General features: G+C 56.0%; 23 protein-coding genes and 1 pseudogene. 16 read left to right on the top strand and 8 right to left on the bottom strand.

The genetic code is table 11. From position 1 onward, the window contains the following. Positions 1 to 111: 111 nt before the first annotated feature. Together AAAC48_RS03135 and AAAC48_RS03130 are read right to left on the bottom strand one after the other, a co-directional pair. The gene (locus AAAC48_RS03135; RefSeq protein WP_340652773.1) at positions 112 to 1,092 is read right to left on the bottom strand and encodes an NADPH:quinone reductase; all 981 of its coding nucleotides are present in this window, start codon (positions 1,090 to 1,092) and stop codon (positions 112 to 114) included. A 281-nt stretch (positions 1,093 to 1,373) separates the two neighbouring features. Continuing rightward, complete coding sequence (locus AAAC48_RS03130; RefSeq protein WP_340652772.1) at positions 1,374 to 1,508, bottom strand: hypothetical protein; 135 nt, start codon at positions 1,506 to 1,508, stop codon at positions 1,374 to 1,376. A gap of 205 nt (positions 1,509 to 1,713) precedes the next feature. Between AAAC48_RS03130 and AAAC48_RS03125 the strand changes: the two genes are divergently transcribed. The 11 genes from AAAC48_RS03125 (at position 1,714) to AAAC48_RS03075 (ending at position 12,950) form a co-directional block, all read left to right on the top strand. Beyond that, positions 1,714 to 2,427 carry a GntR family transcriptional regulator gene (locus AAAC48_RS03125; RefSeq protein WP_340652771.1) on the top strand — a complete coding sequence of 238 codons (714 nt, stop codon included), beginning with the start codon at positions 1,714 to 1,716 and terminating at the stop codon, positions 2,425 to 2,427. Further along, positions 2,424 to 3,335, top strand: coding sequence for a dihydrodipicolinate synthase family protein (locus AAAC48_RS03120; RefSeq protein WP_340652770.1), 912 nt, complete (start codon positions 2,424 to 2,426; stop codon positions 3,333 to 3,335). Before AAAC48_RS03125 ends, AAAC48_RS03120 begins: the two co-directional genes overlap by 4 nt. After that, a complete protein-coding gene (locus tag AAAC48_RS03115) occupies positions 3,328 to 4,845 on the top strand; it encodes an aldehyde dehydrogenase (RefSeq protein WP_340652769.1) in 1,518 nt (505 codons plus the stop codon). The genes AAAC48_RS03120 and AAAC48_RS03115 overlap by 8 nt, the downstream gene beginning before the upstream one ends. Then, entirely contained in the window at positions 4,842 to 6,188 is a 1,347-nt protein-coding gene (locus AAAC48_RS03110) for an FAD-binding oxidoreductase (RefSeq protein ID WP_340652768.1), read from the top strand. The genes AAAC48_RS03115 and AAAC48_RS03110 overlap by 4 nt, the downstream gene beginning before the upstream one ends. 80 nt (positions 6,189 to 6,268) lie before the next feature. Beyond that, positions 6,269 to 7,120: a glycine betaine ABC transporter substrate-binding protein gene (locus AAAC48_RS03105; RefSeq protein ID WP_340652767.1), complete on the top strand. Its 852-nt coding sequence runs from the start codon at positions 6,269 to 6,271 to the stop codon at positions 7,118 to 7,120. 107 nt (positions 7,121 to 7,227) lie between these two features. Beyond that, the gene (locus AAAC48_RS03100) at positions 7,228 to 8,319 is read left to right on the top strand and encodes a glycine betaine/L-proline ABC transporter ATP-binding protein (protein ID WP_340652766.1); all 1,092 of its coding nucleotides are present in this window, start codon (positions 7,228 to 7,230) and stop codon (positions 8,317 to 8,319) included. Between the two features lie 26 nt (positions 8,320 to 8,345). Continuing rightward, positions 8,346 to 9,194: an ABC transporter permease subunit gene (locus AAAC48_RS03095; protein ID WP_340652765.1), complete on the top strand. Its 849-nt coding sequence runs from the start codon at positions 8,346 to 8,348 to the stop codon at positions 9,192 to 9,194. Continuing rightward, complete coding sequence (locus AAAC48_RS03090; RefSeq protein WP_340652764.1) at positions 9,191 to 10,042, top strand: ABC transporter permease subunit; 852 nt, start codon at positions 9,191 to 9,193, stop codon at positions 10,040 to 10,042. Before AAAC48_RS03095 ends, AAAC48_RS03090 begins: the two co-directional genes overlap by 4 nt. Before the next feature lie 17 nt (positions 10,043 to 10,059). Continuing rightward, on the top strand, positions 10,060 to 11,058 hold the full coding sequence (locus AAAC48_RS03085) for a 4-hydroxyproline epimerase (RefSeq protein ID WP_340652763.1): 999 nt from the start codon (positions 10,060 to 10,062) through the stop codon (positions 11,056 to 11,058). A 16-nt stretch (positions 11,059 to 11,074) separates the two neighbouring features. Continuing rightward, positions 11,075 to 11,902: a pyrroline-5-carboxylate reductase dimerization domain-containing protein gene (locus AAAC48_RS03080; RefSeq protein WP_340652774.1), complete on the top strand. Its 828-nt coding sequence runs from the start codon at positions 11,075 to 11,077 to the stop codon at positions 11,900 to 11,902. A 22-nt stretch (positions 11,903 to 11,924) separates the two neighbouring features. Continuing rightward, positions 11,925 to 12,950 (top strand): GlxA family transcriptional regulator, encoded by a 1,026-nt coding sequence (locus tag AAAC48_RS03075; protein ID WP_340652762.1) that lies wholly within the window; start codon positions 11,925 to 11,927, stop codon positions 12,948 to 12,950. Here AAAC48_RS03075 and AAAC48_RS03070 read toward each other — a convergent pair. The 3 genes from AAAC48_RS03070 to AAAC48_RS03060 all read right to left on the bottom strand — a co-directional run bounded on the left by AAAC48_RS03070 (position 12,938) and on the right by AAAC48_RS03060 (position 16,573). Further along, a complete protein-coding gene (locus AAAC48_RS03070; RefSeq protein ID WP_340652761.1) occupies positions 12,938 to 14,683 on the bottom strand; it encodes a TRAP transporter large permease subunit in 1,746 nt (581 codons plus the stop codon). The two genes, AAAC48_RS03075 and AAAC48_RS03070, sit on opposite strands and share 13 nt — an antisense overlap. Beyond that, positions 14,680 to 15,348, bottom strand: a complete 669-nt coding sequence (locus tag AAAC48_RS03065) for a TRAP transporter small permease subunit (RefSeq protein WP_340652760.1) — start codon at positions 15,346 to 15,348, stop codon at positions 14,680 to 14,682. The genes AAAC48_RS03070 and AAAC48_RS03065 overlap by 4 nt, the downstream gene beginning before the upstream one ends. 79 nt (positions 15,349 to 15,427) lie before the next feature. Continuing rightward, on the bottom strand, positions 15,428 to 16,573 hold the full coding sequence (locus tag AAAC48_RS03060; RefSeq protein ID WP_340652759.1) for a TRAP transporter substrate-binding protein: 1,146 nt from the start codon (positions 16,571 to 16,573) through the stop codon (positions 15,428 to 15,430). Between the two features lie 262 nt (positions 16,574 to 16,835). On the opposite strand from AAAC48_RS03060, the pseudogene AAAC48_RS03055 reads away from it, so the two are divergent. Further along, a pseudogene (locus AAAC48_RS03055) lies at positions 16,836 to 17,038 on the top strand (hypothetical protein); the annotation flags it as partial. 160 nt (positions 17,039 to 17,198) lie between these two features. On the opposite strand, the gene AAAC48_RS03050 reads toward AAAC48_RS03055, so the two are convergent. After that, positions 17,199 to 18,419 (bottom strand): polysaccharide biosynthesis/export family protein, encoded by a 1,221-nt coding sequence (locus AAAC48_RS03050; protein WP_340652758.1) that lies wholly within the window; start codon positions 18,417 to 18,419, stop codon positions 17,199 to 17,201. Positions 18,420 to 19,317: 898 nt separating this feature from the next. Between AAAC48_RS03050 and AAAC48_RS03045 the strand changes: the two genes are divergently transcribed. The 4 genes from AAAC48_RS03045 (at position 19,318) to AAAC48_RS03030 (ending at position 23,433) form a co-directional block, all read left to right on the top strand. Further along, positions 19,318 to 19,593: an exopolysaccharide production repressor protein gene (locus AAAC48_RS03045; RefSeq protein ID WP_340652757.1), complete on the top strand. Its 276-nt coding sequence runs from the start codon at positions 19,318 to 19,320 to the stop codon at positions 19,591 to 19,593. Between the two features lie 196 nt (positions 19,594 to 19,789). Continuing rightward, positions 19,790 to 20,836, top strand: a complete 1,047-nt coding sequence (locus AAAC48_RS03040) for a glycosyltransferase family 2 protein (protein WP_340652756.1) — start codon at positions 19,790 to 19,792, stop codon at positions 20,834 to 20,836. A gap of 164 nt (positions 20,837 to 21,000) precedes the next feature. Then, entirely contained in the window at positions 21,001 to 21,975 is a 975-nt protein-coding gene (locus AAAC48_RS03035; protein ID WP_340652755.1) for a hypothetical protein, read from the top strand. 78 nt (positions 21,976 to 22,053) lie between these two features. After that, entirely contained in the window at positions 22,054 to 23,433 is a 1,380-nt protein-coding gene (locus AAAC48_RS03030; RefSeq protein ID WP_340652754.1) for a polysaccharide pyruvyl transferase family protein, read from the top strand. Here AAAC48_RS03030 and AAAC48_RS03025 read toward each other — a convergent pair. Both AAAC48_RS03025 and AAAC48_RS03020 read right to left on the bottom strand, forming a co-directional pair. Further along, complete coding sequence (locus AAAC48_RS03025) at positions 23,335 to 24,795, bottom strand: lipopolysaccharide biosynthesis protein (RefSeq protein WP_340652753.1); 1,461 nt, start codon at positions 24,793 to 24,795, stop codon at positions 23,335 to 23,337. The genes AAAC48_RS03030 and AAAC48_RS03025 overlap by 99 nt on opposite strands. Further along, positions 24,792 to 25,938 (bottom strand): glycosyltransferase (locus AAAC48_RS03020; RefSeq protein ID WP_340652752.1); only part of this gene is annotated, 1,147 nt, incomplete at its 5' end. The genes AAAC48_RS03025 and AAAC48_RS03020, both read right to left, overlap by 4 nt.

Below are 25,938 nucleotides of genomic sequence, written 5' to 3'. Positions count from 1 at the left end.
TGCGCGGAGAGTGCCGCGATAGACGATGTGGTGCGGGGTGGTTCCGGCAACCGCCAGCGCCAGCGAGCAGTTTCGTCAATCCAACCCAGCCATTCCGCGCGGCACGACCGGTCAATTGATCAGGTCGAGAACGACATTGCCGACGAGGTGTCCGGCCTCGACGGTCTCGTGGGCTGCGGCAATCTCAACGAGCGGGAAACGCGCGCCTATCAAATGGGCAAGCCCGCCGGACTCGAGCATCGTATTGAGATCGGCGATTGCTGCCGCGCGTTCGTCCTCACGCAATTCGTAGACGAGGAAGAACTGCAAGGTGAGGCTTCTGAATAGCAGGTCACTGAAGGGGACGGCATTCTCACCCGAAACGTTCGAGCCGTAACAGACGTGTTTGCCGTATGGAGCCAAGATGCCGACCGAAAGCAGGCGGGCAGTGGTCGAAAAATCCATATCAACCAAGGCGTCCGCGCCATTTCCATCGGTCATTTCCAGGACACGGGCGGCCACATCTTCGTTCTTGTAGTCGATGATTTCGGCCGCACCAGCGCTCCGCGCATGGCCAGCCTTTTCAGCTGACGCCGTACCGATCACGCGAGCACCGCGCGCCGTGGCGATCTGCGTTGCGTAGTTGCCGACGGCGGAGGCGGCGCCGGTTACCAGCACTGTCTTGTCCCTTGTCCGATCGAGCAAATTGACGGCGTGCATCGCCGTCAGCCCGGGAATGCCAAGGCAGGCCCCGACGGCAAAATCCACGCCTTCGGGAAGGCTGACAGCCTGCCGCGCGGGTAACGCGATATATTCGGCAGCCGTGCCGAAGGCGCGCTTCCACTGTCCGTTCCAGAGCCAGACGCGCTCGCCGATGCGGCTCTCCAGTACTCCTACGCCGACCTCCTCGATGATGCCCGCGCCGTCGCTGTGCGGCACCACTTTCGGGCCGGGCAGGGGCCGCCCGCGCCGCCCTTTCACGTCCGAAGGATTGATACCCGAGACATGTACCCGAACCAACACTTCGCCCGGTCCGGGCTGCGGTTTGGGCAATTCGCCGATGATCAGCACATCCCGTGCTGCTCCATTCCTCTCGTACCAAGCGGCCTTCATTATGGCTCTCCGGTTCCTGAATATAGACACAAACTGACAGATTAGTACCAGGGTTACCGCCCGCGCCACCTTTGGTCGGCTATGTAATCGCAGAGCGGACATTGCACGTTATCATCGGCATCAGGTGCAGGGAAAGGCTTTCGCGCGAAGTATGATGCGCGACAGTTAGGACAAATGGGGTTGCGATTTTAGAACATAAGGCACCGCGCAATGCACCCTCAGGTAGCTTCAGCATTCAAGATGGAAACCCCGACCCTGCTAGCTGCTGCTCGAGGCTTTCATTAACGCAGCGAGGCAGCTTCACAATCACGTTGCGAATTGAACTGCGCAGACAGGCTCTTGCCTGATGTCTCAACCGCCTGCAGCGCACGGATCTCGGCCGGCTCATCTTCGACTTTCAACTCGATTTTCCGCATGGCCGTTTCGCCGCCGTCTTTTCGTTGACCTCGCGATCAGTGGGCGGCGTGTAAGCGATCACGACGATTGTATTCTGCAGATATTTTTATTGTGTACTAGAAAAATACAATTTTGTTGACTCCGGATGATGCTCGTGCGAATTTCGTCCCATGGGGCGCCTGAACCCCCGGCAACCGAGCAAGAAAACTAATCCCTGGAGGTCTCGTGAAGAACGGCAAGAGCACTCTCTATGACGATCTGAAACGTCAAATCCTGACAATGGAACTGGACCCAGACGAGGACCTTGATGAAGTGAGCCTTAGCGAGCGCTATGGCTTGTCCCGCACTCCGGTTCGGGAAGTCTTCCGGCGTCTGGCGGGCGAAGGTTACATCGACATTCGTGAAAACAGGGGTGCACGCGTCATCCCCATGAATCATTCAACCCTTCGAAATTTCTTCCTCGTCGCGCCGATGATCTACGCAGCGATCGGGCGTCTCGCCGTCCAGAATTTCAAGCCGAGGCAGCTAGCCGAACTCCGCGATACCCAGGAGCGTTTCCGAACGGCAAGCGAAATGCACGAGCCGCTTTCCATGGTCCTGGAGAACAACCGATTCCACGAGATCATGGGAGAGATGTCCGGCAACGTCTATCTGCGGCCAAGTCTTGGCCGTCTGCTGATCGACCACGCACGTATTGGCCACACGTTCTTCCGCCCGCGCAACGAAGACATGAACAAGCGTCTAAAGCTCGCGGTCGAGCATCACGACGGCTTCATTGCGGCAATCGCCGACCATAACGAGGATGCTGTCGTCGATCTTGTTTTCGACCACTGGGAGCTTTCTCGCGAGAATATGGAGATGTTCATCGCGCCGGAGGGGCTGAAGGCCGACGCGCTCGTCGAGGTTCCCGCCATGTTATCGATGGAGAAATCGTCTTGAAATTCGAAGGTATCTACACGCCCGCGGTGACACCGTTTACGTCCGACGGCGCGATAGACAAGCAGGCGTTCGCCGAGGTTCTCGAGTCACTGATCGAGGCGAAGGTACACGGCATTATCATCGGTGGTTCCACCGGGGAATATTACGCCCATACGGCACAGGAACGCTTTGATCTCGCGGCTCATGCCAAGGATGTGATCGGGACGCGGCTGGCATTGATTGTCGGCACCGGCGCGACACGCACAGAGGACTCGATAGAATACGCAAAGGCGGCAAAGTCAATTGGCGCGGACGCGATCTTAGTGACCTCGCCGCCTTATGCGCTGCCGACCGATCGCGAGAATTCTGTGCACGCGCTAGCCATCGATCGCGCGGCAAATCTGCCGATCATGCTCTACAACTACCCGGGCCGGATGGGCGTCTCCATGGGCGAGGAATACTTGGCTCGCGTCGGTAAATCGAGGAACGTCGTGGCGATCAAGGAGAGTTCCGGCGACATGGGCCGCGTTCATCGTCTTGCGCGCGAGTTCCCGCACATCGGACTTTCATGCGGGTGGGACGACCAGGCGCTCGAATTTTTCGCATGGGGTGCGAGGAGTTGGGTTTGCGCCGGGTCGAACTTTCTGCCACTCGAACACGTCGCTCTCTATGAAGCCTGTGTCCTAGAAAAGAACTTCGACAAGGGTCGCAGAATCATGTCGGCGATGCTGCCGCTCATGAACTTCCTCGATGGTGGCAAGTTCGTGCAGTCGATCAAGTTTGGTTGCGAGTTGAACGGACTAAAGGTCGGTCAGGTCCGCGCTCCGCTGCGTCCCCTTAATTCGGGAGAAAAGCGAACTCTTCAGACAGTCATCACCAACCTGAAGCGCACCGTTGCGCAAGTTAACTCGGGAGCAAACAATGAATGACCTTCTGACTGCGGCGGAATATGCAGCAATCGCTAAAATGATGTCCTTTCCGGAAAACGCATTCATCAATGGTTCCTTTCGCCCGGCAACCTCCGGCAAAACCTTTGAGACTGTCAATCCGGCGACTGGTGAGGTTCTGGCAAAGGTTGCCGCGTGCGACGCCGCCGATGTCGATTTCGCTGTAGCCAAGGCAAAGGAGGCTTTCGATGATGGACGGTGGCACCTGCAGTCACCTGCGGATCGCAAGGCGGTGCTTTTAGGCTTCGCCAAGCTGCTGGAGCAAAATCGCCACGAACTCGCTGTGCTGGAAAGCCTCGATAGCGGTAAGCCGATTCGGGAATGCCAGACGGTGGACGTCCCCGACACCATTCATACGATCCGCTGGCACGCCGAACTGATCGACAAGATCTACGACAACACAGCTCCGGTAGGATCCAACGCTCTCACACTGGTCGTTCGAGAGCCGATCGGCGTTGTCGGATGCGTGCTCCCCTGGAACTTTCCGCTGCTCATGCTGGCATGGAAAATTGGCCCTGCTCTGGCTGCAGGTTGCTCGGTGATTGTCAAGCCAGCCGAACAGACGTCGTTAACAACTCTGAGGGTCGCCGAACTTGCACATGAAGCGGGGGTGCCGGCTGGCGTGTTCAATGTCGTGACCGGAAGCGGGAAGGACGTCGGCGAGCCGATCGGCTTGCACAACGATGTGGCAATGGTCAGCTTCACCGGCTCGACCGCCACGGGCCGCAAGTTCCTCCGCTATGCGGCGGATTCCAATTTAAAACGTGTGGTCCTGGAATGCGGCGGAAAGAACCCGGCCGTCGTGCTCGATGACGCAGAAGACCTGGATCTCGTCGCTGAACAGGTGGTTAACGGTGCGTTCTGGAACATGGGCGAGAACTGCTCCGCAACCTCCCGCCTCATCGTTCACGAGTCGATCAAGGAGGAACTCCTCGAACGCGTCGGCGCATATATGCGGGAATGGAAAATGGGCGATCCGCTCGATCCTGAAAACCGCGTGGGCGCGCTTGTCAGCATCGCACACTTCGAGAAGGTGAAATCATATCTCGACCAAGCAAACGCCGAGGAACTATCCGTGATGTATGGCGGCGAGACGGATAAAGGTATCTTCGTCGAACCGACCGTCGTTGCCGATGTTGGGCGTGATAGCCGGCTGTTCCAGGAGGAAATCTTCGGGCCTATCTTGTCCGTTACCACTTTCAATAGCCTGTCCGAAGCGATCTCCTTGGCAAACGATACCCCTTACGGTTTGGCGGCTTCGGTCTATACGGGCAGCCTCCGAAAAGCGATCAAGTTGTCACGTGACATACGTGCCGGTACGGTCACGGTCAATTGCTTTGGGGAAGGGGACGCCACCACTCCCTTCGGTGGCTACAAGGAGTCCGGTTTCGGCGGTCGCGACAAGTCAATTTTCGCCCACGACCAGTACACCGAACTCAAAACGATCTGGATCGACGTATCGGATCGTTCGGTCGACGAGACCGTGCGATGACCAGCCACCTTGTCAAGCGGCTGCCGGTTGATACCGGGACCTCCGGATGGGAGGCGATCAGCACTCGCAGCGCTCCTGTCCAAGGGCTTGACGGGGAGGTCATCGCAGACTGGCTGATCATCGGGGCTGGCTTTGCTGGCCTTTCCGCTGCACGGCGACTGTCCCAACTCCGGCCCGGTGACAAAATCGTCGTGCTCGAAGCACACGAAATCGCAAAAGGGCCGGCCGGCCGAAATTCTGGCTTCATGATCGACGTGCCACATAACCTCTCGTCGGGGGAGTATTCGATCGCAGACGAAGCATCGACCGCCATGGAGATCGCTCAAAACCGTTTCGCGATCGCGTTTGCAGCCGAAGCGGCGGCCGAATACGGAATGACTGCAGAGACCTTCGATCCGTCAGGCAAGATCAATGCCGCGGCAACTGCAAGGGGCATGAAGCTTAACGAGAATTATGCCCGCTCCCTAAAGAGTATCGGCGAGGAAAATGAGTTTCTCGACGCGGCGGCGATGCGGGAGATCACGGGCTCGAAGTACTATCTCGGGGGTCTGTTTACGCCCGGTGCCGCCCTGATCCAGCCCGCCGACTACATCCGATCCTTGGCGACGGGGCTTGGATCGAAGATCGAGCTTCTCGAAAATTCTCCCGTCCTGGAGCTGACGCGGCAAGGGAGTGTCTGGAAGGCGCGGTCGAACCGCGGTTCCGTAACGGCTCCCAAGGTCATCCTGGGTGTCAACGGTCATGTGGAAGACTTCGGGCATTTCCGAGGTCGCCTGATGCACGTCTTCACATATGCGTCGATGACCGCCGCGTTCTCGCAGAACGAATTCGGACGCCTCGTAACTGGCGCTGACAGATGGGCCCTCCTTCCCGCAGACCCCATGGGAGCGACTGTACGGAAGATCACCACCAACGGGCTATCGCGCATTGTGATCAGAACACGGTTCACCTACGACCCTAGCATTCGAGTTTCGGAGAAGCGCGTGGCGCGCATAGCCGCAGAGCAGCGGCGATCGCTCGAGGCGCGTTTTCCAGAACTTCAAGTCGTCCCGATGGAGTTTAGCTGGGCCGGACGTCTTTGCCTTAGCCGAAACCATGTCCCAGCGTTCGGAGAGATTGAAGAGAATCTCTATTCGGCGTGCTGCGAGAACGGTCTGGGCACCGTCAAGAGCACACTGGCAGGCGTATTAGCCGCCGATCTAGCGACCGGCGCGCCCTCCGAACACCTTCAGAAATATCGAAATCAGCCGGAGCCGAGCAGACTTCCGCCAGAGCCAATCGCGTGGCTTGGCATTACCTCGGTGATCCGGTGGCAGGAATTGCGAGCAGGCCGCGAAGGGTGATCCTTGAGCCGCGCAATCATGAAGACTGAGCCGTCCGCAGGTCTTCAAAGAAGAATGGGAACAACAATTAGGAGTGAATCGTGAAGACATTGTGGAAAGCATTATGCGCCGCGGCCATGGTCGGAATGACCATGCTGCCTGCGCAAGCCGAAGAGAAGACCATTACGATGGGCACACTCTCTTGGGAGGACCTCACCCCGATCACCGGAATCACGAAAAAGGTGCTCGAGGACTCCGGTTACACCGTAAAGGTGACCGATTTTTCTGAATGGGGCATCGCCTACGCCGCTCTAAGCAAGGGCGATATCCAGATCCTTGCATCTCAAACCGACTACGTCGCTCAGGACTACTGGGACAAGAACAAGAATCGTCTGGAAAAGATCTCGCCGGTGTCGCACGGCCTGTTCCAGGCACTTGTCGTCCCGAAGTACGTCCCCATCGACTCGATGGATCAGCTTAACGACAACGCCGACAAATTTGGCGGCAAGATCATCGGCATCGAACCGGGTTCCGGTCTGATGCGGGACACTTCCACCGCTGTCGAAAAATACGGCTTGAAGCTCAAGCTCGTCGAGGGCAGCACCGCCGCCATGACTGCCGCGTTGAAGTCGGCCATAGACCGCAAGGAATGGATCGTGGCAACCCTCTGGGAACCATCCTGGATGGCGCAGAAGTTCGATGTGAAATTCCTGAAAGACCCTAAAGGCGTCTACCCGCCGCCGCAGAGCTACTATTGGATTGGACATAAGGGCTTCTCAGCTGAAAATCCTCACGCCCGCGAAGTGTTGGCCAGCGTCTACGTTCCTCTCGCAGACATCACCGCTATCAATGGTGAGGTGAAGGACGGCAAGACGATGGACCAGGCCGTCAAGGACTGGACCGACAGCCATGCCGACCTTTTGAAGCGTTGGGAAAACATCAAGAAAAACTGACGGTGAATCGCATTAGCCGCCTGCCGAGACGGGTCTGGCGGCTGATCGCCATTCTTCTTTAATCAACGAGAGCAGCCAGTGAAAGAACTGGTTCCACGGGGATCGAAATGAGAACAGCTAGTATCGAATCCGGTGAAGTTCTGGTCGACTGCCGGGCAGTCTGGAAGATCTTCGGCGACAACACCCCTGCCGCGATGAAAGCCATTACCGAAAGGGGATTGAGCAAGAAGCAGATTTTGCAGGAATACAACTGCGTCGTTGGGGTGGCGAATGCGAGCCTGCAGGTGCGGCGAGGCGAGATCTTTTGCATCATGGGTCTTTCCGGCAGCGGCAAATCCACTCTGATCCGGCTCCTCAACAGATTGATCGCCCCAAGTCTTGGCAAGGTTGTCGTCAAGGGCAAGGATCTCGCCGCACTGAACGCGACCGGGCTGCGCGCGATGCGGGCCAAAAATATCGGGATGGTCTTTCAGAGCGTGGCTCTCCTTCCCCATCGAACCGTTCTAGAGAATGCAGCCTTCGGACTGGAAGTGCAGGGCATTTCGAAAGCTGAGAGAAGCAAGACTGCCGAGGCGGCACTCGCCAAGGTTGGCCTGGCCGATTGGATAGCGCGCTACCCTGACGAATTATCCGGCGGCATGCAGCAGCGCGTCGGACTTGCCCGTGCAATCGCCGCCGATCCGGAGATCATCCTCATGGACGAACCTTTCAGCGCGCTCGATCCACTGATCCGCCGACAGCTCCAGGACGAATTTCGACAACTTACGAAGGAATTGGGCAAATCCGCCGTGTTCATTACGCATGACCTCGAGGAGGCGATCCGCATCGGCGACCGGATCGCAATCATGAAGGATGGCGTGATCATTCAGGTCGGTACGGCCGAAGAAATCGTGCTGCAACCTGCAGACCCATATGTTGCTGAGTTCGTCGCCGGCATCTCGCGTCTTCATCTGATCAAGGCACATTCTGTGATGGGATCAGTTGCCGAGTATCAACGCACGCAGCCGAATAGCGATGTTAATGCGCTTCTCAAAACGACACCAGAGGCAGACATCGACGAGCTCATCAGCCTGACGATGCAAACAGAACGTGACGGAATCGCGGTGGTCGAGGACGGAACGGTGATCGGAGTGGTAACGCCGCGCAGCCTCCTTCGAGGTGTTAAGGGGAGCCCGCCACCCGAACTCGCCGCGGCCTAGTTCAACGCCTAGCTGGAGCATTCAACATGGACAGTTCAGGATTAACAGCTTCATTCGACACATTCATTGACTCTGCGCTTGAGTGGTTGGGAGACAATGGCGAGTTCATCTTCGACGCAGTGCGGTCTTCACTCGAAGGTATGTACGACGGCGTCGTGTGGCTGCTCGAGCTCGCGCCATTTTATGTCGTTGCTCTCGCTATCGCTCTGCTCGGATGGCGACTGATAGGTTTCTGGTTCGGCGCGATGGCCGGACTTGCCCTTATACTTTGCGCCGCCATGGGCCTCTGGCCGGAGACTATGAGTACGCTAGCGCTCGTCGCTACCGCAACGGCACTTGCGCTTCTCGTCGGTGTTCCAGCGGGTGTGGTCGCAGGTTTCGTGCCGGCGCTCGACCGCGTCGTCGAACCAGTGCTCGACCTCATACAAACCCTCCCACCTTACATTTACCTGCTACCGGCTATCGCGCTGTTGGGTTACGGCCCTGCGACCGCGCTCGTCGCCACCTTCATCGTCGCTATGCCCCCAGCTTTCCGCCTGACGTCCTTGGGAATACGCATGACGCCCCACGAATTCGTCGAACTAGGGCAGGCAAGCGGCACCGCGGGTTGGCAGATGTTCTTCAAGATCCGCCTTCCGTTCGCGATGCCGAGCATCATGGCAGGCATAAACCAAAGCCTAATGATGGCCTTCGGAATGGTGGTGATTGCCGGCATCGTGGGGTCCGGCGGACTTGGCGAGACAATTTACGGTGCAATCCGCACACTCGATATTGCGAAATCGATCGATGCCGCAATTGCGATTGTCATTTTGACGATGATCCTCGACCGCTTCACACAGGGCGTGGCAAGCATTGGATATGGAGGGAAACGATGAATCCGTCGCTGTTTCAGTTTTCACCTGGCGCTTTTCTAGCTCCAGCCGTTGACTGGCTGAATGCCAACCTCCATCCCCTGTTCGCAGCGATCAGCAGCCTGATTGAGACTGTGCTGACATCATTTGAAACGGCGCTGCTATCGGTGCCGCCGTTCGTCCTGATCGGCATCGTGGTCATTCTGGCCTTTTTCTTAGTCCAACTCCGGGTTGCGATACTTGCCGGGCTTGCTCTGGGATTCTGCTTTTTGGCGGGTCTCTGGACAGCCTCAATGCAGACCATCGCGTTGGTTTCAGTCGCGGTTGCAATTTCTGTTCTGATTGCGTTTCCGCTCGGGATCTTCGCGTCGCGCAACAAGAGTGTTGAGGCGGCGGTACGTCCGGTCCTCGATATAATGCAAACGGTGCCGCCATGGGTGTATCTCATTCCTGCAGTAATGATTTTCAGCCTCGGCCGTGTCCCTGCAATTATCGCAACGATTGTCTACGGCGTTCCGCCGATGCTCCGGCTGACGACGCTGGCGTTCAATCAGGTTCCAAAAGATCTTCTTGAACTCGGTCAGGCGATCGGGGCCTCGCCGCGCACAATCCTGTTCAAGATCGAAATCCCATCCGCAAAACCCACGCTCCTGGTCGGGCTCAACCAGTGCATCCTGTTGTCTCTGGCAATGGTGGTGTTGGCGGGGCTGGTCGGGGCCGGCGGTCTTGGCGCGGAAGTGACACGAGGTTTGACGCGAATGGAGATGGGCCTTGGTCTACGCGCCGGACTCGCCATCGTGGCGGTCGCCCTTCTTTTCGATAGACTTTCCAGAGGTGCGCTTCAAGGCAAACGCGCGGCCGGCGCAAAGTAACATTGCAAGGATCGATCATGCGACGCAGCTTCTTTTGCATAGATTCACATACGTGTGGAAACCCGGTACGCCTTGTTGCGGGCGGCGGGCCGCTTCTTCCAAATGTCTCGATGGCCGAGAGACGCGAGTTGTTCGTGCGCGATCACGATTGGATACGCAAGGCACTGATGTTTGAGCCTCGAGGCCACGATGTCATGTCTGGCGCAATTATCTATCCCACGTCCCGTGATGACTGCGACTTCGCCGTGCTGTTCATCGAAGTGAGTGGCTGCCTGCCGATGTGCGGTGCCGGCACGATTGGGCTCGTGACTGCAGCGATCGAGGAAGGGCTGGTCACCCCACGCATTGAAGGGAAGCTGTCGATCGAGACGCCGGCCGGAAGAGTCGACATCACTTACGAAAAGAAGGGTGATTTTGTTGACAGCGTGCGACTGTTTAATGTTGCAAGCTATCTGCACAGTGTGGACCTCGCTGTCGATGTGCCCGGTGTCGGCAGGCTTGTTGTCGATATCGCCTACGGGGGCAACTATTACGCTGTGGTCGAACCACAGGAAAACTGGGCAGGCCTTGAGACTGTCAGCGCCAGCCAGATTGTGTCGCTCAGCCAAGAACTTCGCAACGCTTTGGCCAATGTCACAAATCCGGTTCATCCTCAGGATAGAAGGATAGCGGGGGTCCATCATGTGATCTGGTGCGACCGACCTCGGAGCAAAGATGCAGACGGACGGTGTGCCGTCTTTTACGGTGACAAGGCAATCGACCGCTCGCCCGGTGGGACCGGCACATCGGCGCGGATGGCGCAATTGTATGGGAAGGGACGGCTCGAGATTGGCGATAGGTATAGGCATGAAAGCCTGATTGGGACGGTCTTCGATGGTCGGGTCGAGGCTATCGCCTCGATCGGACCTTACAATGGCATCATGCCAAGCGTCGGCGGTTGGGCGCGGATCATCGGACATAACACCATTTTCGTCGACGACCGTGACCCCTTGGTGCATGGCTTTCAAATTCAGTGAATCGGGTGACATGAAGATGGCTGGCATTGGGAAAATAGGGATTATCGGAGGCGGGGGATGGCTTGGCTCAGCGATCGCCAGATCTCTGATCCGCGCGGGGGCGATCGAAGGCTCGAAACTCATGTGTTCCTATAGGAGCAAGATGCCAACCGACGATATTCCCTGTGATTGGACGAAGAACAACGGCGAACTGGTCAAGCGGTCTGAAATTGTAATCGTTTCGGTGAGACCGGATGACTGGCCGACACTAAAGATCAACGCACGAGGCAAGCTCGTAATCTCCGTCATGGCCGGGGTGACAATTGAAGACATTCGGAACCGGACAGGATCCACGCGCGCTGCAAGAGCTCTGCCGAATGCGGCGGCGGAACTGGGTTTCTCATATACACCGTACTTCATAAATTCGGATGACGACCACGATGCATCGACTGTTCGCGCGGTGTTTGAGTCCTGCGGCGACGTCGATGAAGTATCCGAGGAGCGCCATCTCGACTATTTTACCGCAATGTCGGGATCAGGAGCGGCGTTTCCCGCACTCCTCGCAGAGGCAATGATGATTGATGCGGTGGACAGAGGAATTCCGAGCAGCATCGCGATCCGCGCGGTCCAGCAAGTGATCATTGGAGCGGGAAGGCTGCAGGAAGCTCATCGAGAGCCTCCAACGGAAACCGTCAAGGCGTTTGTCGACTACCGAGGGACAACGGCCGCCGGAATTGTTGCAATGCGTGACGGCGGTTTCGAGAACGTCGTTCGCGCGGGTCTAGAGGCGGCCTTTCAGAAGGCGCTCGGCATGTCTGGCTCTCGGCCAGCGCGCGTTCCAGGCGGCGATCATAAGGAACGTTAATTTCGTGAGAGGGAGCGAAACCATGCACTCCTCCGATGTGACCGCGACCGGGAACAGGCTGAAGATCGGCTTCGTGCTTGCGCGATCGTTCACCTTGTCGGCCTTCGCGCTTTTCGTTGATACGATGAGGCTCGCAAGCGACGAATTGGATCGCTCGGGCCGAATCCTTGCCGACTGGCAAGTCCTCGGTAGCACGAGGCATCTGATTACTTCGAGCTGCGGGGTCCAGGTTGCGCCGACGTCGGACTTCGTTGATCCCGGCCAGTTTGACTATATCGTGGTCGTGGGGGGACTTCTAAACGTCGAAAGGCCGGTCGACCAGAACACTATCGAATTCCTCCATTCAGCAGACGCAAAGAAGGTGCCCTTGATCGGTCTTTGTACGGGTTCTTTTATCTTGGCCGAAGCAGGACTGATGAGGGCACACCAGACCTGCGTGAGTTGGCTACATTACCAGGCATTCCGGGAGCAGTTCCCCGATCACTACGTTCGTTCGGATAGAATATTCAACCTGGACCGCAATCGTGGGTCGTGCGCAGGCGGAAGCAGCGCTGCCGATATGGCTGCCTCGCTCGTCCGGCGATATATCAGCAAGGACGCCGAGCGCAACGCTCTCGAAGTGCTGCAGATCGAAAAGGCCCGGTCGGCGCTCGATATCCAGCCGCGGCGGCCATTGTACGACGACTTCGAGGACGCGCGCATCAAGGCGACCCTGATCGTCATGGAGCAACACCTTGAAGGCGGAATGCCGATTGAAAAGCTTGCCGCTTCGGTCGGCCTGTCACGCCGGCAGCTTGAGCGAATATTCCTTGAGAAGGCAGGAATGTCTCCCGGGCGCGCTTACAGCCGCTTGCGCATGGAACGGGCGCGAACATTGCTGATCCAATCGAAGTCACCCATGATCGAGGTGGCGCTGGATGTCGGATTCGAGAGTGCGTCGCACTTTTCGAGGGCATTCAAGCGTCTCTACGGCCGTACGCCTTCGCAAATCAGAGCTGAAGCCCACCCTAATCGTCGCAAAAGCGGTAGCCGTTCTCAGCCGCCGTAAAGGTAGTTCGGAAGCCAGAGTGTCATGCCAGGCCAAATATACATTATGATCATACAAACGATGACGATCAGCATGTAAGGCATCATGCCTGCGAATATCTGGTTGAGTGTGACGTGAGGTGGGGAGACACCCTTGAGATAGAACGCCGACATCGCGACCGGAGGTGACAAGAACGCTGCTTGCAAATTCACGAAGACGAGAACCCCCCAAAGAACCGGGTCAATGTTGAAGTGCTTCAGCATCGGTAGAAAGATCGGTACGAAGATGATGATGATCTCGGTCCATTCGAGTGGCCAGCCGAGGATGAATATGATCGCTTGCGACAGAATCATGAACTGTATAGGCGACAGGTCGAGCGATAGCACCCATTTTTCGAGCAGCGCTTGACCGCCGAGGATTGCGAAAACGGCGGAGAACAGCGCCGAGCCAACAAAGAGCCAGCATACCATGGCCGTAGTCTTCGCGGTCAAAAACACCGCTTCTTTGGTGCGCTTCCAGTTGAGAGTTCGTGCTTGGAAGGCTAACAGAAAGGCGCCAGCTGCGCCCACTGCCGCCGACTCGGTAGCCGTCGTGATTCCGAACAGGATGACGCCGAGCACGACGATGGTGAGAATGGCAAGCGGCATGACGGAGGAGGTCAAAAGCTTCACGACCTCCAGCCGCTCGGCATTCATATTCCGGTAGTAACGGACAAGTATCACTGCAGCTAATGCGGCAACGAGGCCGAACGAAACGTAGAAACCCGTTGCCGGCCCCATAGGCGTCGCCGGCCCCGCGTCGACCACCGGCGAGCCGAGCTGCTCCAATCCCGCCGGCGCTTCGGTGTCGGTCGATGCTTGCGGATGGATGACGACATACCACCACACCAACAAAAGGGTGAATGTTGTCAGGGCGAAGGGCACGAGTGCGGCACAGAAATTCTTGAACAGCTTCCAATAGCTGAGGCGTCCATTCTCTGTCATGAGCGCCAGCGCCCTGGACGGCGCGAGCAATGCGGAGAAAAGTCCAACAAGCATGTTGCTTGAGTAGACTGCCTGAAAGCTTCGCATCCAAGCTGGCACCGGAACCTTTGTTTGTTCTTCCGTCAAGGCGGGAGCGATCCTCGGATTGATGGTCGCCCAGCCAAGGATGTAGATGAGGTAAAGGAAAGCAAGGAAAAAGCCGGGAAACATCGCGGCCGCGTAGAGCTTCACGACGGACTGCCCCGCGACCGCCGCATAGACGATGATCATGATCGACGGCGGGATCAGGATACCTAGAGTGCCCCCCGCGGTGATCACGCCGGCGGCGAGCTTCACATCGTATCCGGCGCGCAGCATTGGGTTGAAGGCAATCACCCCCATCAAGACCACCACCGCGCCGACGAGGCCGCTGGCGATGCCCCAAAATGTGCAGACGATGAGCGTCGCAACGGCGAGTGACGCCGGTACGCGCCGGAACGAAAGCTGGATACTGTAGAACATCTTGTCGACCAGCGCCCCGCGTTCCATCACATAACCCATAAGCACGAACAACGGGATCGAGATCAGAACATCGTTGGTCATGGCCCCATAGGTGCGTTGGACCATCAGATCGAAGATGCGATTATCGATCCAGTGCTCCACGGGGTTGTAGAACGCGTAGAAGCCGAAAAACATGCCGAGGCCCATCAGCGTGAACGCCGTCGGGAAACCCATCATGATTACGACCACGATGAGCATGAGCATTGTTAGCCCTAGAACTGGATCGCTCACGTCTGCAGGTCTCCTCCCGAGCCGCGTTTGCGCGCCGTCTCGTCGATTTGCTGTGCACGCTCGATAGCGACTTTGCGCGTTTCCTCATCTACATGCTCGCTGTGCGCGAGTTGCTCCTCAACGACATCGATTTCCGCGACATCCTTGAGCCGGCTGGGCCATTCCCCGGTCTTGAGGCAGACGAGACAGCGCGTGATCTCGGCCACACCCTGAAGCATCACAAGGGCACCAGCCAACGGAATCACCGTTTTGAAGTAATAGATCGGTGGGCCCTCGGCCGTCACAGTCGAATGTTCCCCGATCCGCCAGGAAAGCGCTGCGTAGTGGTAGCCTGCGTAAACAAGAGCAGCGATGCCGGGCAGAAAAAAGACGATGTACAATACAAGATCAAACGCCGCTTGCGTCCGCGGCCGCATCGAGCTGTAGAGAAAGTCGCCGCGCACGTGGGCATTCTGTGCCAGCGTGTATGCTCCCGCGAGCATAAATAACGTGCCATAGAACATGCTGCTGGCGTCGAATATCCACGCCGTCGGCATGTTCATGATATAGCGCTTAAAGACCTCGACGCAAACAAGCGTCATCAGCCCGATGATGAGCCACGCGACCGCCTTTCCAACCCACACGCTGATTGCATCGACCACATTTAGAAAATGCTGAATGTTCACGCGTGCCCCCAGATGGCGAATTGGCTAACGAATTTTCCTAAGCCATGTTCCCACAAAGATGCCTTGTTCGAACTGCGCGTCAGATCTTCTTGGCTGCCGCGTCCTGTCCGAAGTAGTGATCGAATGCCATCCGGCGGTTGACGACAGTATCCTGTTCCCATCGCGTTGCCCTCTCGGCAAAGGCGATCTGCGATTCGAGGATTTCCTTGAAAAGCGGGTTTTCCCCTGCCTTTTTCTTCACGACCTCGTCATAAACCTCCAACTGTTTCTTGAGGATCGCGTCCGGTGTCTTGTAGAATTTGACTTTGTCAGTCGTCTGCATCTCTCGATAATCTTTCGAATAGCGGTCAATTGCCTTCCATTGCATGTCCTGCGAAGCCGCCTCGACCGCATTGCCGATGATGGCCTTCATTTGTTCAGGCAGTGCGTCGTACTTCGTCTTGTTGAACAGGATCTCGAACTGTTCCGCATTCTGGTGATAGCTCTGCAGCATGCAGATCTTGGACACGTCTGGAAAACCAAGCACTCGGTCAGACGAGGCGTTGTTGAATTCGGCCGCATCGAGCAGTCCGCGGTCCAATGCCGAGACGATTTCGCCGCCCGGCATCGCGTTGACCGCAGCACCCAGACCAGTAAAGACGTCAATGGAGATGCCAACCGTACGGAACTTCAGGCCATGGAAATCATCTATCTTGGAAACAGGTTTCTTGAACCAGCCGAGCGGCTGCGTAGGCATCGGTCCGTACGGGAACGAAACGACATTGGCGCCTATGGAGTCATAGAGTTTTGCGAGAAGCTCCTTCCCGCCGCCGTATTTGTGCCACGCCAGCAGCATGTTGGCATCCATGGCGAAGCCGGGCCCGGATCCCCATAGCGCCAGCGCCGTCTGTTTGCCGTAGTGGTAAACAAGGACGCCGTGGCCGCCGTCGAGCGTTCCTTGCGACACCGCGTCAAGCAGCCCAAATGCAGGCACCACGGCGCCGGCCGGGAGCACTTCGATCTTGAGGTCTCCGCCTGTCATGTCGTTGACCTTCTTGGCAAAATCGAGCGCGAACTCGTGAAAGATATCCTTGGACGGCCAAGTGCTCTGCCAGCGCATATTGACCGGCCCTTGCGCCTTGACGACGCTCGGTGCAGCAACGATCACCGCGCCGGCTACGGCCGCTCCGCTCAAGAACTTGCGGCGTGAGGTCTTATCCCATGTGTGGGTTCTGGATTCGGTCATTTACACCTCCCGAAAGCACGGGGCTTTGCGCCCACATCAGACAATACTACTCAATGATTGCACAAGCAAAGACTACTAGATGACCGCTCAAGCAAATATTGCAAGAGCACGACTTTCAAATACTACAATTCGGCGTTTCTCCACTTGTGAGGTGGCCTGTTTTACAAGTTCATAGCATGTCTGTAGGTTGCTGCTCCCAACCCAGGGTAGAGGCGGGACCTGATTTCTTTGCACCAATTGGCAAGGGTTATGTTGAAACTTCTTTGCCGAAGACGAGCTATCGATCACCCATGAGCTGAATATGCTGGTGATCAGTGGCGCGAAGTCGAACGGCGAGGAGGTGTGGGCGTTACCGGAGCGCAGCTGGACAAGGGTCTGCACATCATCGACCTCAAGAAGGAAATTCCCGAGGAGATGAAGCCACACCGCGCTGACGGGAGCCGTTCTTCACGAAGGAGCGATTAAGCGAGATTGAACTGGTGGAGTAACCACGCTGAGCTTGGCTCTTTCCGGAGCTCGGCCAGACAGTCTGCAAGTTATGGGAGACGTCCGGCTAACGCTGAGCGCAAGCAGAAATCGACGACGCAGTTAACCTGAAATCACCCTATCCGCGGCGGTTCTGGAGTTATGAACGACCAAGGTCGATCTTGACCTTGATGACATCTCCGGGCAGCAGCGTGGTACCTTCTTCGGCGGGCAGCTCCTCGGTTTTTCCCTTTGAATTGCGGACAATGCTGTATTGCATGGCAACGACATCGCGGTTGCCATTACCCATCGCAGCGGGAGCATTGACAAGTGCTTCGGTCATCAGGTTCTTGTTCATCTCAAGCTTGAGATTACTTTCATCAAGCGCGGCCTGCGTCGCCTGAATCTCGTTGGCCAATTCCGCTTTTCGCTCGTTTTGAAGGTCAGTCTCGTTCTGAGTGGATTTGTTGATTTCCTGCTTGGCGCGCAACGAGGCCGTATCAAGATCCAGGAGCTTGCCTTCCATATCAGCGACCGACGTTTGCAATCCCATGACGCGCGAATTCACAACAAGGCCCTGATCGGCCAGTCCTCCGATGCTCTTCAGCTCCTTGCGCGTCAGATCCATCTGACGATTTTGCACGTCCATCTTTTTTTCAAGCGAACTGATTTCGTTCGTATAGAGTGTCTTGAGTTCCTTGAGGCCATTTAATTGGAGATCAAGCGAATTCTTCCTGGACAGCATGATTGCGGCTTCATCGTCGATCAGTCTCTTGGCATTGGATTTCTCGATCAACTCGTCCGGGACTTTGATTTCCTGGGCATTGGCCAACTCGGTTTGCAGCCTGGCGAGCTTCACCACCAGTCGGTCGTGTTGGGCTACAATGACATTAAAGTCCCCGCGCGCGTTGAAGTAATCCCGTTCGAAACGCTGGCCGGCAGTCCGCGGCATCCCGCCGGCAAGGCTTACAGCCTTGAGAACCGTCATCTCAGGCTCGAAAGGATATTTCCCCGGCGTTTGCACGTCGCCGGAAACGAAAATTGGCCGAAATTCTGAAATCTCTACAGAAGCCTCAGGGAGGTCGACAAGGCCCAATTTCTGCCGGAGATTCTTGGCAATTTCCTTGGCAATCTCGGACGTGGTTTTTCCACCGGCCGCTATCTCTCCCGCGAAGGGGAGGGACAAGGTGCCCGAGGGTCCGACCCTGTAATCACCTGTGATCGTGGGCCATTCACGGAAAGTGCCTTCCGCGGTCTGCCATTCGATCACGCGCACGCTGACTTTGTCCATCGGACCTAATTCATAATCCGCCGCCTTGGCGGACGGCGCGAACAGCATCGTGAGGACAAGCGCGCAGCAGACACAAAGAGACCGGAGCATTGCAACAGCGAAACTGCTTAGCATGGCGGAACATACGTTAAACGGGGAAATCGGGGCCATTTCCAATGAATACTCCTGTAGAAAACCATTCGAGATTCGGTGTGCAAGCTATACGAGCTTATTTACATTTCTGAGGACGTGCTGCTGACAAGGAACGTCTCGGGCAACAGGTCACCAGCAGGATAAGTGCGACATTTACAAGGCGTGGATGACCTCGATGTGGTCGCAATATCCTTCCGAAAGAGCCAACTTCACCGGAATGCTTGTCGAAAACAAGGCGCTCGGTAATATCACTTCCCTGGCACATATCTGCTCAATACCGGTCAAGCCGGTGCCGTGCGCAAATAGTTGCTCGAACGATAACATAAAAATTGTGCGTTGCAACAGAGCGTCCTATCAGGATGTCAGCTCCGCCCGTACATCGGCTGCCCGAGGTCGCTCTTTGAGGACAAATGCAACTTTAGACAAGCTTTAATAGCTGGGCAATATAATTAATTGTATTGCCACGTAGGCTGTTGGATGGATTGTATAGCACGCGATATTGTGTAATTTCTGTTGCGCTGCAATATCGTTTGGAAACTTATTGGGGTTCATTATTTTTATGTGAAGAGAGGGCGTATGACGGCCGCCCGATCGTGTTCTATGCTGTATTCGCGGGTCGCAATACTCGATCGCGCTAAAAACGCAGACAAAAAAGTGGTTACAAAGAAGGAAAACTGCTATATTGCGGTGTAGATCGGCTATGCGTTTAATACAAACTCAAGAGGTTTTCTGAATAGTCAAGTCGGCAGTCATAAAAGAATATTCATGTGCGCGCGTTAGCGGGCATGAGGGGGGTGAAGATGCAGAGAAACGATATTTCAGCTTTTCTCCGGATAATGAACGGGAGCTAAGCGCTATGAGATTTCCAAATTTTTTCATTGGAATGTTCGCAGTTCTTATCGCATTTGCGATCACGACTTACGTGATCACGCAATCTCTATGGGCTACGATTGTCCAGACATTGATTTGTGCGGTCGTCATCCAGATAGGATATTTCGCGGCGGTGCTCTTCCTTGTCATGCGGGAGAAACCCCGAAGATCTGAGAAAAAGCAGTCTGCGCACGACGAGGGAGCCGGCGTTGCAAATCCCCAGCGGCCGTTTAAATCCATCTCGCCTACAAAGACTCACTAAAACGTTCCTGAATTGCTGCTTCAAATTCTGCCTCTTGCAGGAGGCCGAAATAATTGTATCTTTGCTCCATCGTCAGGTGTCCTTAATGCGCCTGACCAATTACACGTGATTCACGGTTGCCCCGGCAAGCCAGACTTTCACGTATAGGTGCTAACCCGAGTGCCGGGTTCGGTAGTGCAACCCGAACGAGGGCTTCATGACCGCACAGTCGAAGGCAGGGGCTATTATAGATAGCCCGAACAATAGTGTGTGTGTAATCGTTGCTGCGAAGAACGCAGCCGATACCATCGCAGCCGCCATATCTTCCGCCTTGTCCGACGCCTACGTGACAGAAGTGATCGTCGTAGACGATGGCTCGACAGATGGGACTTCGCAAGCGGCCAGGCAGGCCGATGATGGAAGCGGTCGGTTACGCATCATTCGTTTCGAAATCAACATGGGGCCATCTTATGCACGCAATCATGCCATTTCGTGCTCCTCCGCGGCCCTGATCAGCATTCTCGACGCCGATGATTTCTTCATCCCGGGGCGCTTTTCGCATTTGCTGGCAACTTGTGACTGGGATATGGCCGCCGACAATATCGTCTTCGTCGATCAGCGTTGGATCGGCCAGCTCAATACACTCCCCATTGACACGTTTTCTCCAGAAACCTGGTTTCTCGATTTACCAACATTCGTCGACCGCAATATATCGAGACGCCATAGGCAGCGCAGCGAGCTTGGCTTCCTGAAGCCTGTCATCCGCCGCGAGTTCCTCGATCGCCACAACTTGCGCTACAATGAAAAGCTGCGGCTCGGCGAAGATTACGATCTCTACACGAGAGCGCTGGCGTTGAATGCGCGGTTCCAGATCATCAACAATTGTGGCTATGGAGCGATTGTGCGCGCGGATTCGTTGAGCGGACAACACAGGACGGATGATCTCAAGCAACTCGCCGATGCTGACAAGACAATTTTGGATAGCGGTAGTTTGTCAGAAAGCGCCCGGGCTGCCGTCCACCAGCATGAGCGTCATATTCGTTCCAAATACCACCACCGCCAATTTCTGGATATCAAGTCGCAAAAGGGACTTGTTGCAGCAGCGGTCTATGGCTTGGGTAATCCGTCTGCAGTTCTCCCGATCGCAGGGGGCATCCTGACTGATAAATTCGACGATTTCGTCAGGTTGTTCGGCAAAAAGCCGGTCACATCTCAGAATCCGCCCGCTCCACGCTACCTTTTTCCCGCAACTGCAGAAGAGTAGTGAGGGAAGTTCAAGCGCTCGCTTGCTACTTTGGCTTTATGGTGCATTGCACAAAAAGCAGCGATGGACTAAGCTCCTTTCAAAGCCAGAAATAGACCGGGGGGTCAATGCGAGCGGATGCGGGCAGCTAGCTTCGACGAGCTGAACGAGTAAAGGACGCAGTTATGACTGACTTGCAGACAAGAAAGCCCGAAGGCGTCAGCCTGGAAATGGTTGCGCGTAATGGCAGCCCGCTTCGACGGATTGCCGCACGGATCCCGACTTACTGGGCCGACATCCGAGAAAATCCAGCATGGTTCCCTATGTTCCTGCTTGCGCGCACGATGCCGGCTCGCAGGGCACATTGGCTTGGCGCAAAGGCCGTTCAGCGGCGCGAGAATGCTGCCACGAGTATGTTCTCGGCAGTCGATCGTGGGCAAATTGTTGAGACACTGCGAAAGTCAGGTTTGTTCTCAGGTCTCGTTCTGCCGGATAACGTTCACGAAGAAATTGCTCATTTCGCTCGGCAGACGCCTTGCTTCGGCAATTTCGATCGCCGACTCGAGTTTCTGCCTGAGAAACATACGGAGGCGGAACAGCAGTACGATCGCTCAATTCTCAGCGGACACTATTTCGAACGCACCCTCCAATGCGAAGCCGTTGTTGCGCTACAACGGGATCCATTGCTCTTCGACATTGCCGCCCACTATCTTGGCGGACAGGCAAAATTGATCACCACCCGGATATGGTGGAGCTTCCCAACAAAATCGGCTTCACAGGCAGATATGAGTCTCGCTTCGCAAGACAAGTACCACTTCGATCTTGACGATTGGAGAATGCTGAAATTCTTTTTCTATCTCACGCCGGTCGACGAAGAGTCCGGGCCGCACGTCTACGTCTTGGGTAGCCACAAGCGGCGAATTCTCAAACATCAATTGACCCTTCTCGTCGGACATCCGGCGGACGAGGTTCTCGGCGTCTATGGCGCTGAGAGCGCGGTCACGATAACCGGTGACGCGGGGCTGGGTTTCGCCGAGGATCCTTTCGGGTTCCACATGGGAACAGTGGCACGGCGATCGCCCCGGTTGATGATGGAAATCGGTTTCGGCGTTTCCCGTCCATCCCGTCGCCGGTTTCACGGAGAGCCGGTTGTTCGCTGATTGCAGTCGCGGTCAAGGATTTCACCAAAGTGCGCGATACGTGCGGGCATTCCGTCGGCTCACGCAACGGGAATTTTTATGAAAATAATCGTTGAAAATACTGTCTGCTTGAATACCGGCGACGCGGCAATCCTTCTCGCAATCAGGCACATCCTGAGGACGGTATGGGGCAAGGATTTGCGTTTTCAGGTCTTCGATAGCCAGCCAGAAGTGGCGGCAAGACTTTATCCTGAGAATGAATATCCGGATCTTGAGTTTCACAAACTCTTGTCGGAATCCGTTTTCAAATACAGCTATGATCAAAACGTCCTGAAAAATGCAGTTAAGCCGCTATACAATCGAATTGTGCTCCAGGCGCTGCGACGCTTCGGCAAAGGCGGCCGTATCGATGAGATGATGTTCAGCCAGAGCGACCGCCGTTCGCTCGAGATCTACCGGGACGCCGATCTCGTGATCACGACCGGTGGCACTTACCTCGTCGAGAATTACAACCTCGAAAGACGTCTCAATCAATTCCGGATCGACGCGATTCTTGGCAAGGATCCTGTTTTCTTCACTCAGTCCCTTGGGCCCTTCAACAAGGACTATAATCGCCAGGAACTGAAACCTGTCTTCGACCGGAGCCCTCTCATTCTCCTTCGCGATTCCCGGTCGAGGGATCATATTCTTGATCTCGTCGACGACCCGAGCAAATGTCACGTGGTGGCGGATGCGGTGTTCGCGCTCGCTGACACGGACCGGATTGCAGGAATTCTGACTTCGGGCCAAACAACGAAGACGGGTCGCGTCGCTATTTCCGTCCGGCATTGGAATTACGTTAAAGGCGGCGGGGACGGCATGCGCCGCTACCTTGATTCCATCCGCAATATCGTGACCATTCTCGTGAAGGAGCAGGGGAAAGAGGTGACCTTCCTCTCGACTTGCCAGGGTGTGCCGGAATATGCCCATGACGACTCCAAAGCGGCCAAGGCGATTGTTGCCGAACTCGACCCCGAAATTGCCAGCCATGTCAGCGTGGACACCTCATTTCATACGCCAGAGCAACTGATGGCACTTGTGAAGGGGTTTGATTTCGTCGTCGCCACGCGCATGCACATGATGATCATGTCGCTGTGTGTCGGCACACCGGTGCTGCCGATCGCCTATGAGTTCAAGACCAAGGAAGTCGCCAAGCGTATCGGTGTTTCGGACGTTCTACTCGACATCGACACCGTGACGGCGGAGGAAGCACGCGAAAAGCTCAATAGCTTCACCCAGAATCTGAACCATTATCGCAGAACAACGCTTCAGGCAGTTCTTGACGAGCACGCTTCGGCAATGTCGGCGATGCAATTTCTGAAGTCGCTTCTTGCCGCTCCCTCAGTGGATATTGCTCGCAACCTTGGACCAAGAGGCGGCGAGGGCCCTGCGCGACTGGGGAAGAAGAAGCATAAGAGCGAGCGCGATAGCGTAGTTTAGCAAAAGCGCCAGGATGACCGAGAGATAGTCTGATCGAGCCGTTAGCGACACGGGAAGCGACCAGTACCCGAGCCAAGCGAGCAGGGAGGAAACGATGAAGAGCGCCTGTACCAAAAGGACATCCGTCGCGGATACGGGACCGACGCGTTGCACGAGAATCGCGAGGACAGGAACCCGAAGCACGTAGCCGCTGATGGCATAGGCCGCAGCGACGCCGACCGCACCCCAATGCAGTCCGACGACAAAAGAAACGACGGTCGTGACCGAAGAATACATGCCCCACCGGAACATCGTCTTCGTTCTATCCTGGCAGATAAAGATCCAGCCTGTCGTGCTTGAGATAGGCTGAATGAGGCCGGCAATACCGAGCCATGCGAAAATCGGTGCGACAGGCAGCCATCTCTCGCCAAAGAGGATCCCAACGACCTGTTCCGAAGTTAGGGTCAGCGCCGCAATCGCAGGAACGGTAACAGCCGCAAGCACCCAGTTGGTCTGCATGTAGATATCGCGGAATCGCTTTTTATCGTCCTGGATACGGCTCAACAGCGGGATCATCAACCGTGTCAGCGGTTGATTGATGTTCTGCAACGGGAACAGCAGGAGCTTGTAGGCGCGGTCGTAATAACCAAGCTCGACAACGCCCGAAAATTTGCCGATGAGGATGTTATCGAGGTTGCGCGAGAAGAAGTTGACGAGGTTGAAGCCTGTAAGATTGGCGCCGAACGACATGATATCGCGATCAATCTTGAAAACCGGCTTGTCCGGTCTAAATCGCGCCACCCGCCACGCTGCAAGCAATCCGACTGCTGCTGAAGCCGCCGGGCCAAGAACCAGTGACCAATAGCCCATTCCCGCATAGGCAGCCAACGCCGCTGTCAGAAAGCCGGCTACGGCCGTCACGACGTCGTTCACAGCGAGTTGACCGAACTGCAGATGCCGGTTCATCAGGCTGAGCGGCATAGCCGCCAGACTTCCAAGAAGGAGCGGCAGACCAGCGCCAATCGTGATCCCAACCATGCGCGCATCACCATAATAGGCGGCGACGGCCGGAGAGAGAACAACAACAACCGCCGTGCTGCCAAGGCCAGCTATGGCGCTCATCCAGAAGACCTGATTGAGTTGCCGCTGGCTAATCTCCTTGCGCTGAACAACCGCCTGCTGAAGTCCGAGATTCTGGAAGAGCGCAACGAAGGCCACGATCGGACTGACAGAGGCAACCAGCCCGAAATCTTCAGGAATAAGCAGACGTGCGAGTACGATGACGGAGAGGAACTGGACAGCTATTTTGATGCCCTGCGCTATTACCGTCAAAAGCCCGCCGCGAAGGGCAATTCGACCAAACTGAAGCGGTTCCGCACTCACGCTTTTAACTTCGCTTCAGCCAGACGCGTGATGATATGCGCGAACTCATCATTCAGAACATCCGCGTTGAAATCGGCTTCGATCTTTCTTCTTGCAGCCAAAGCGATGTGTTCACACTCCGTTGGGTTTTCGGCGATCCATAAAAGCTTGCGCGCGAGTGCCTCGACATCTCTTTCGGGCACGAGAAAGCCTGTCTTCTGGTCCTCTATCAGTTCAGGAATCCCCGAGTGGTATGTGCTGACTACGGTCAGTCCGGCGGCCATCGCCTCCATGAGGGAGACTGGAATGCCCTCCACATCTCCATCATGCGCCGTCACGCTCGGCAACAGGAACACATGAGCTTCCCGTAAGCGTTGCTTGACCTCGCTATGAGGGCGTGCGCCCAGGAATATTACTCTGTCTGCAATATCCAGACTTTTAGCGAGCTGTTTCAGGTCGGCGAGCAGTTCGCCGCCGCCTATTACTGTGTAAGCCCAATCGAGACGCGGGTTTGAATTCGAAAGCTCGCCTAAGGCGCGCAAGGCAAACTCAATGCCCTTCTTTTCGGTCAAGCGGCAGACTGAAATGAAGTTCAATGTGCCTTGATCCCACGAACGCCATGAATATTCGACCTCGCTGGTGCGTACCCCCATATGATGCACAGCCACACTTTCTGGCGCAGCGCCAGCGCCTAGCAGCGCATTGCGGAAATAGTCGTTGACTGTCAGCTGCAGTGTCCCCTGGTCGAACAGGACATTGTATTGCCAAAGAGAGTTATCTCGCACAGGACGACCGACATCGCGGCCATGAAATATGGTGACCAGGGGAGCGGCAAGTTTTTTCCGCTTCAACACGCGAGCCACACGCAAACCGTTGTTTCCGAAATGGGCAATTATCACATCGAAATTCTGGAGCTTTTGCGAAAAAAGAATGTCGAAAGCCGTCGAAATCTTATCCCAGACGATCGCCGGCAATCTCCGCAAGGATCGGCGCAACGGTGCTAAGCCACCCCACCAGCAAACCGTATTGTCAGACAGCGCCTGCCAATTCCGCGTACCGTCTTGCTTCAGGGCATTCTCGTTGCAGATAACGCCAACCTCAAAACCTCGCTCAAGAAATCCATTTACCTGATCCAAAATGAAAGTCTCGGACAATGATGGGAAC

The organism is Phyllobacterium sp. (assembly GCF_037994405.1).
Lineage (GTDB): Bacteria > Pseudomonadota > Alphaproteobacteria > Rhizobiales > Rhizobiaceae > Phyllobacterium.
Note: the sequence above shows the minus strand (reverse complement) of the source record. Positions and strands in the feature narration are given on the sequence as shown.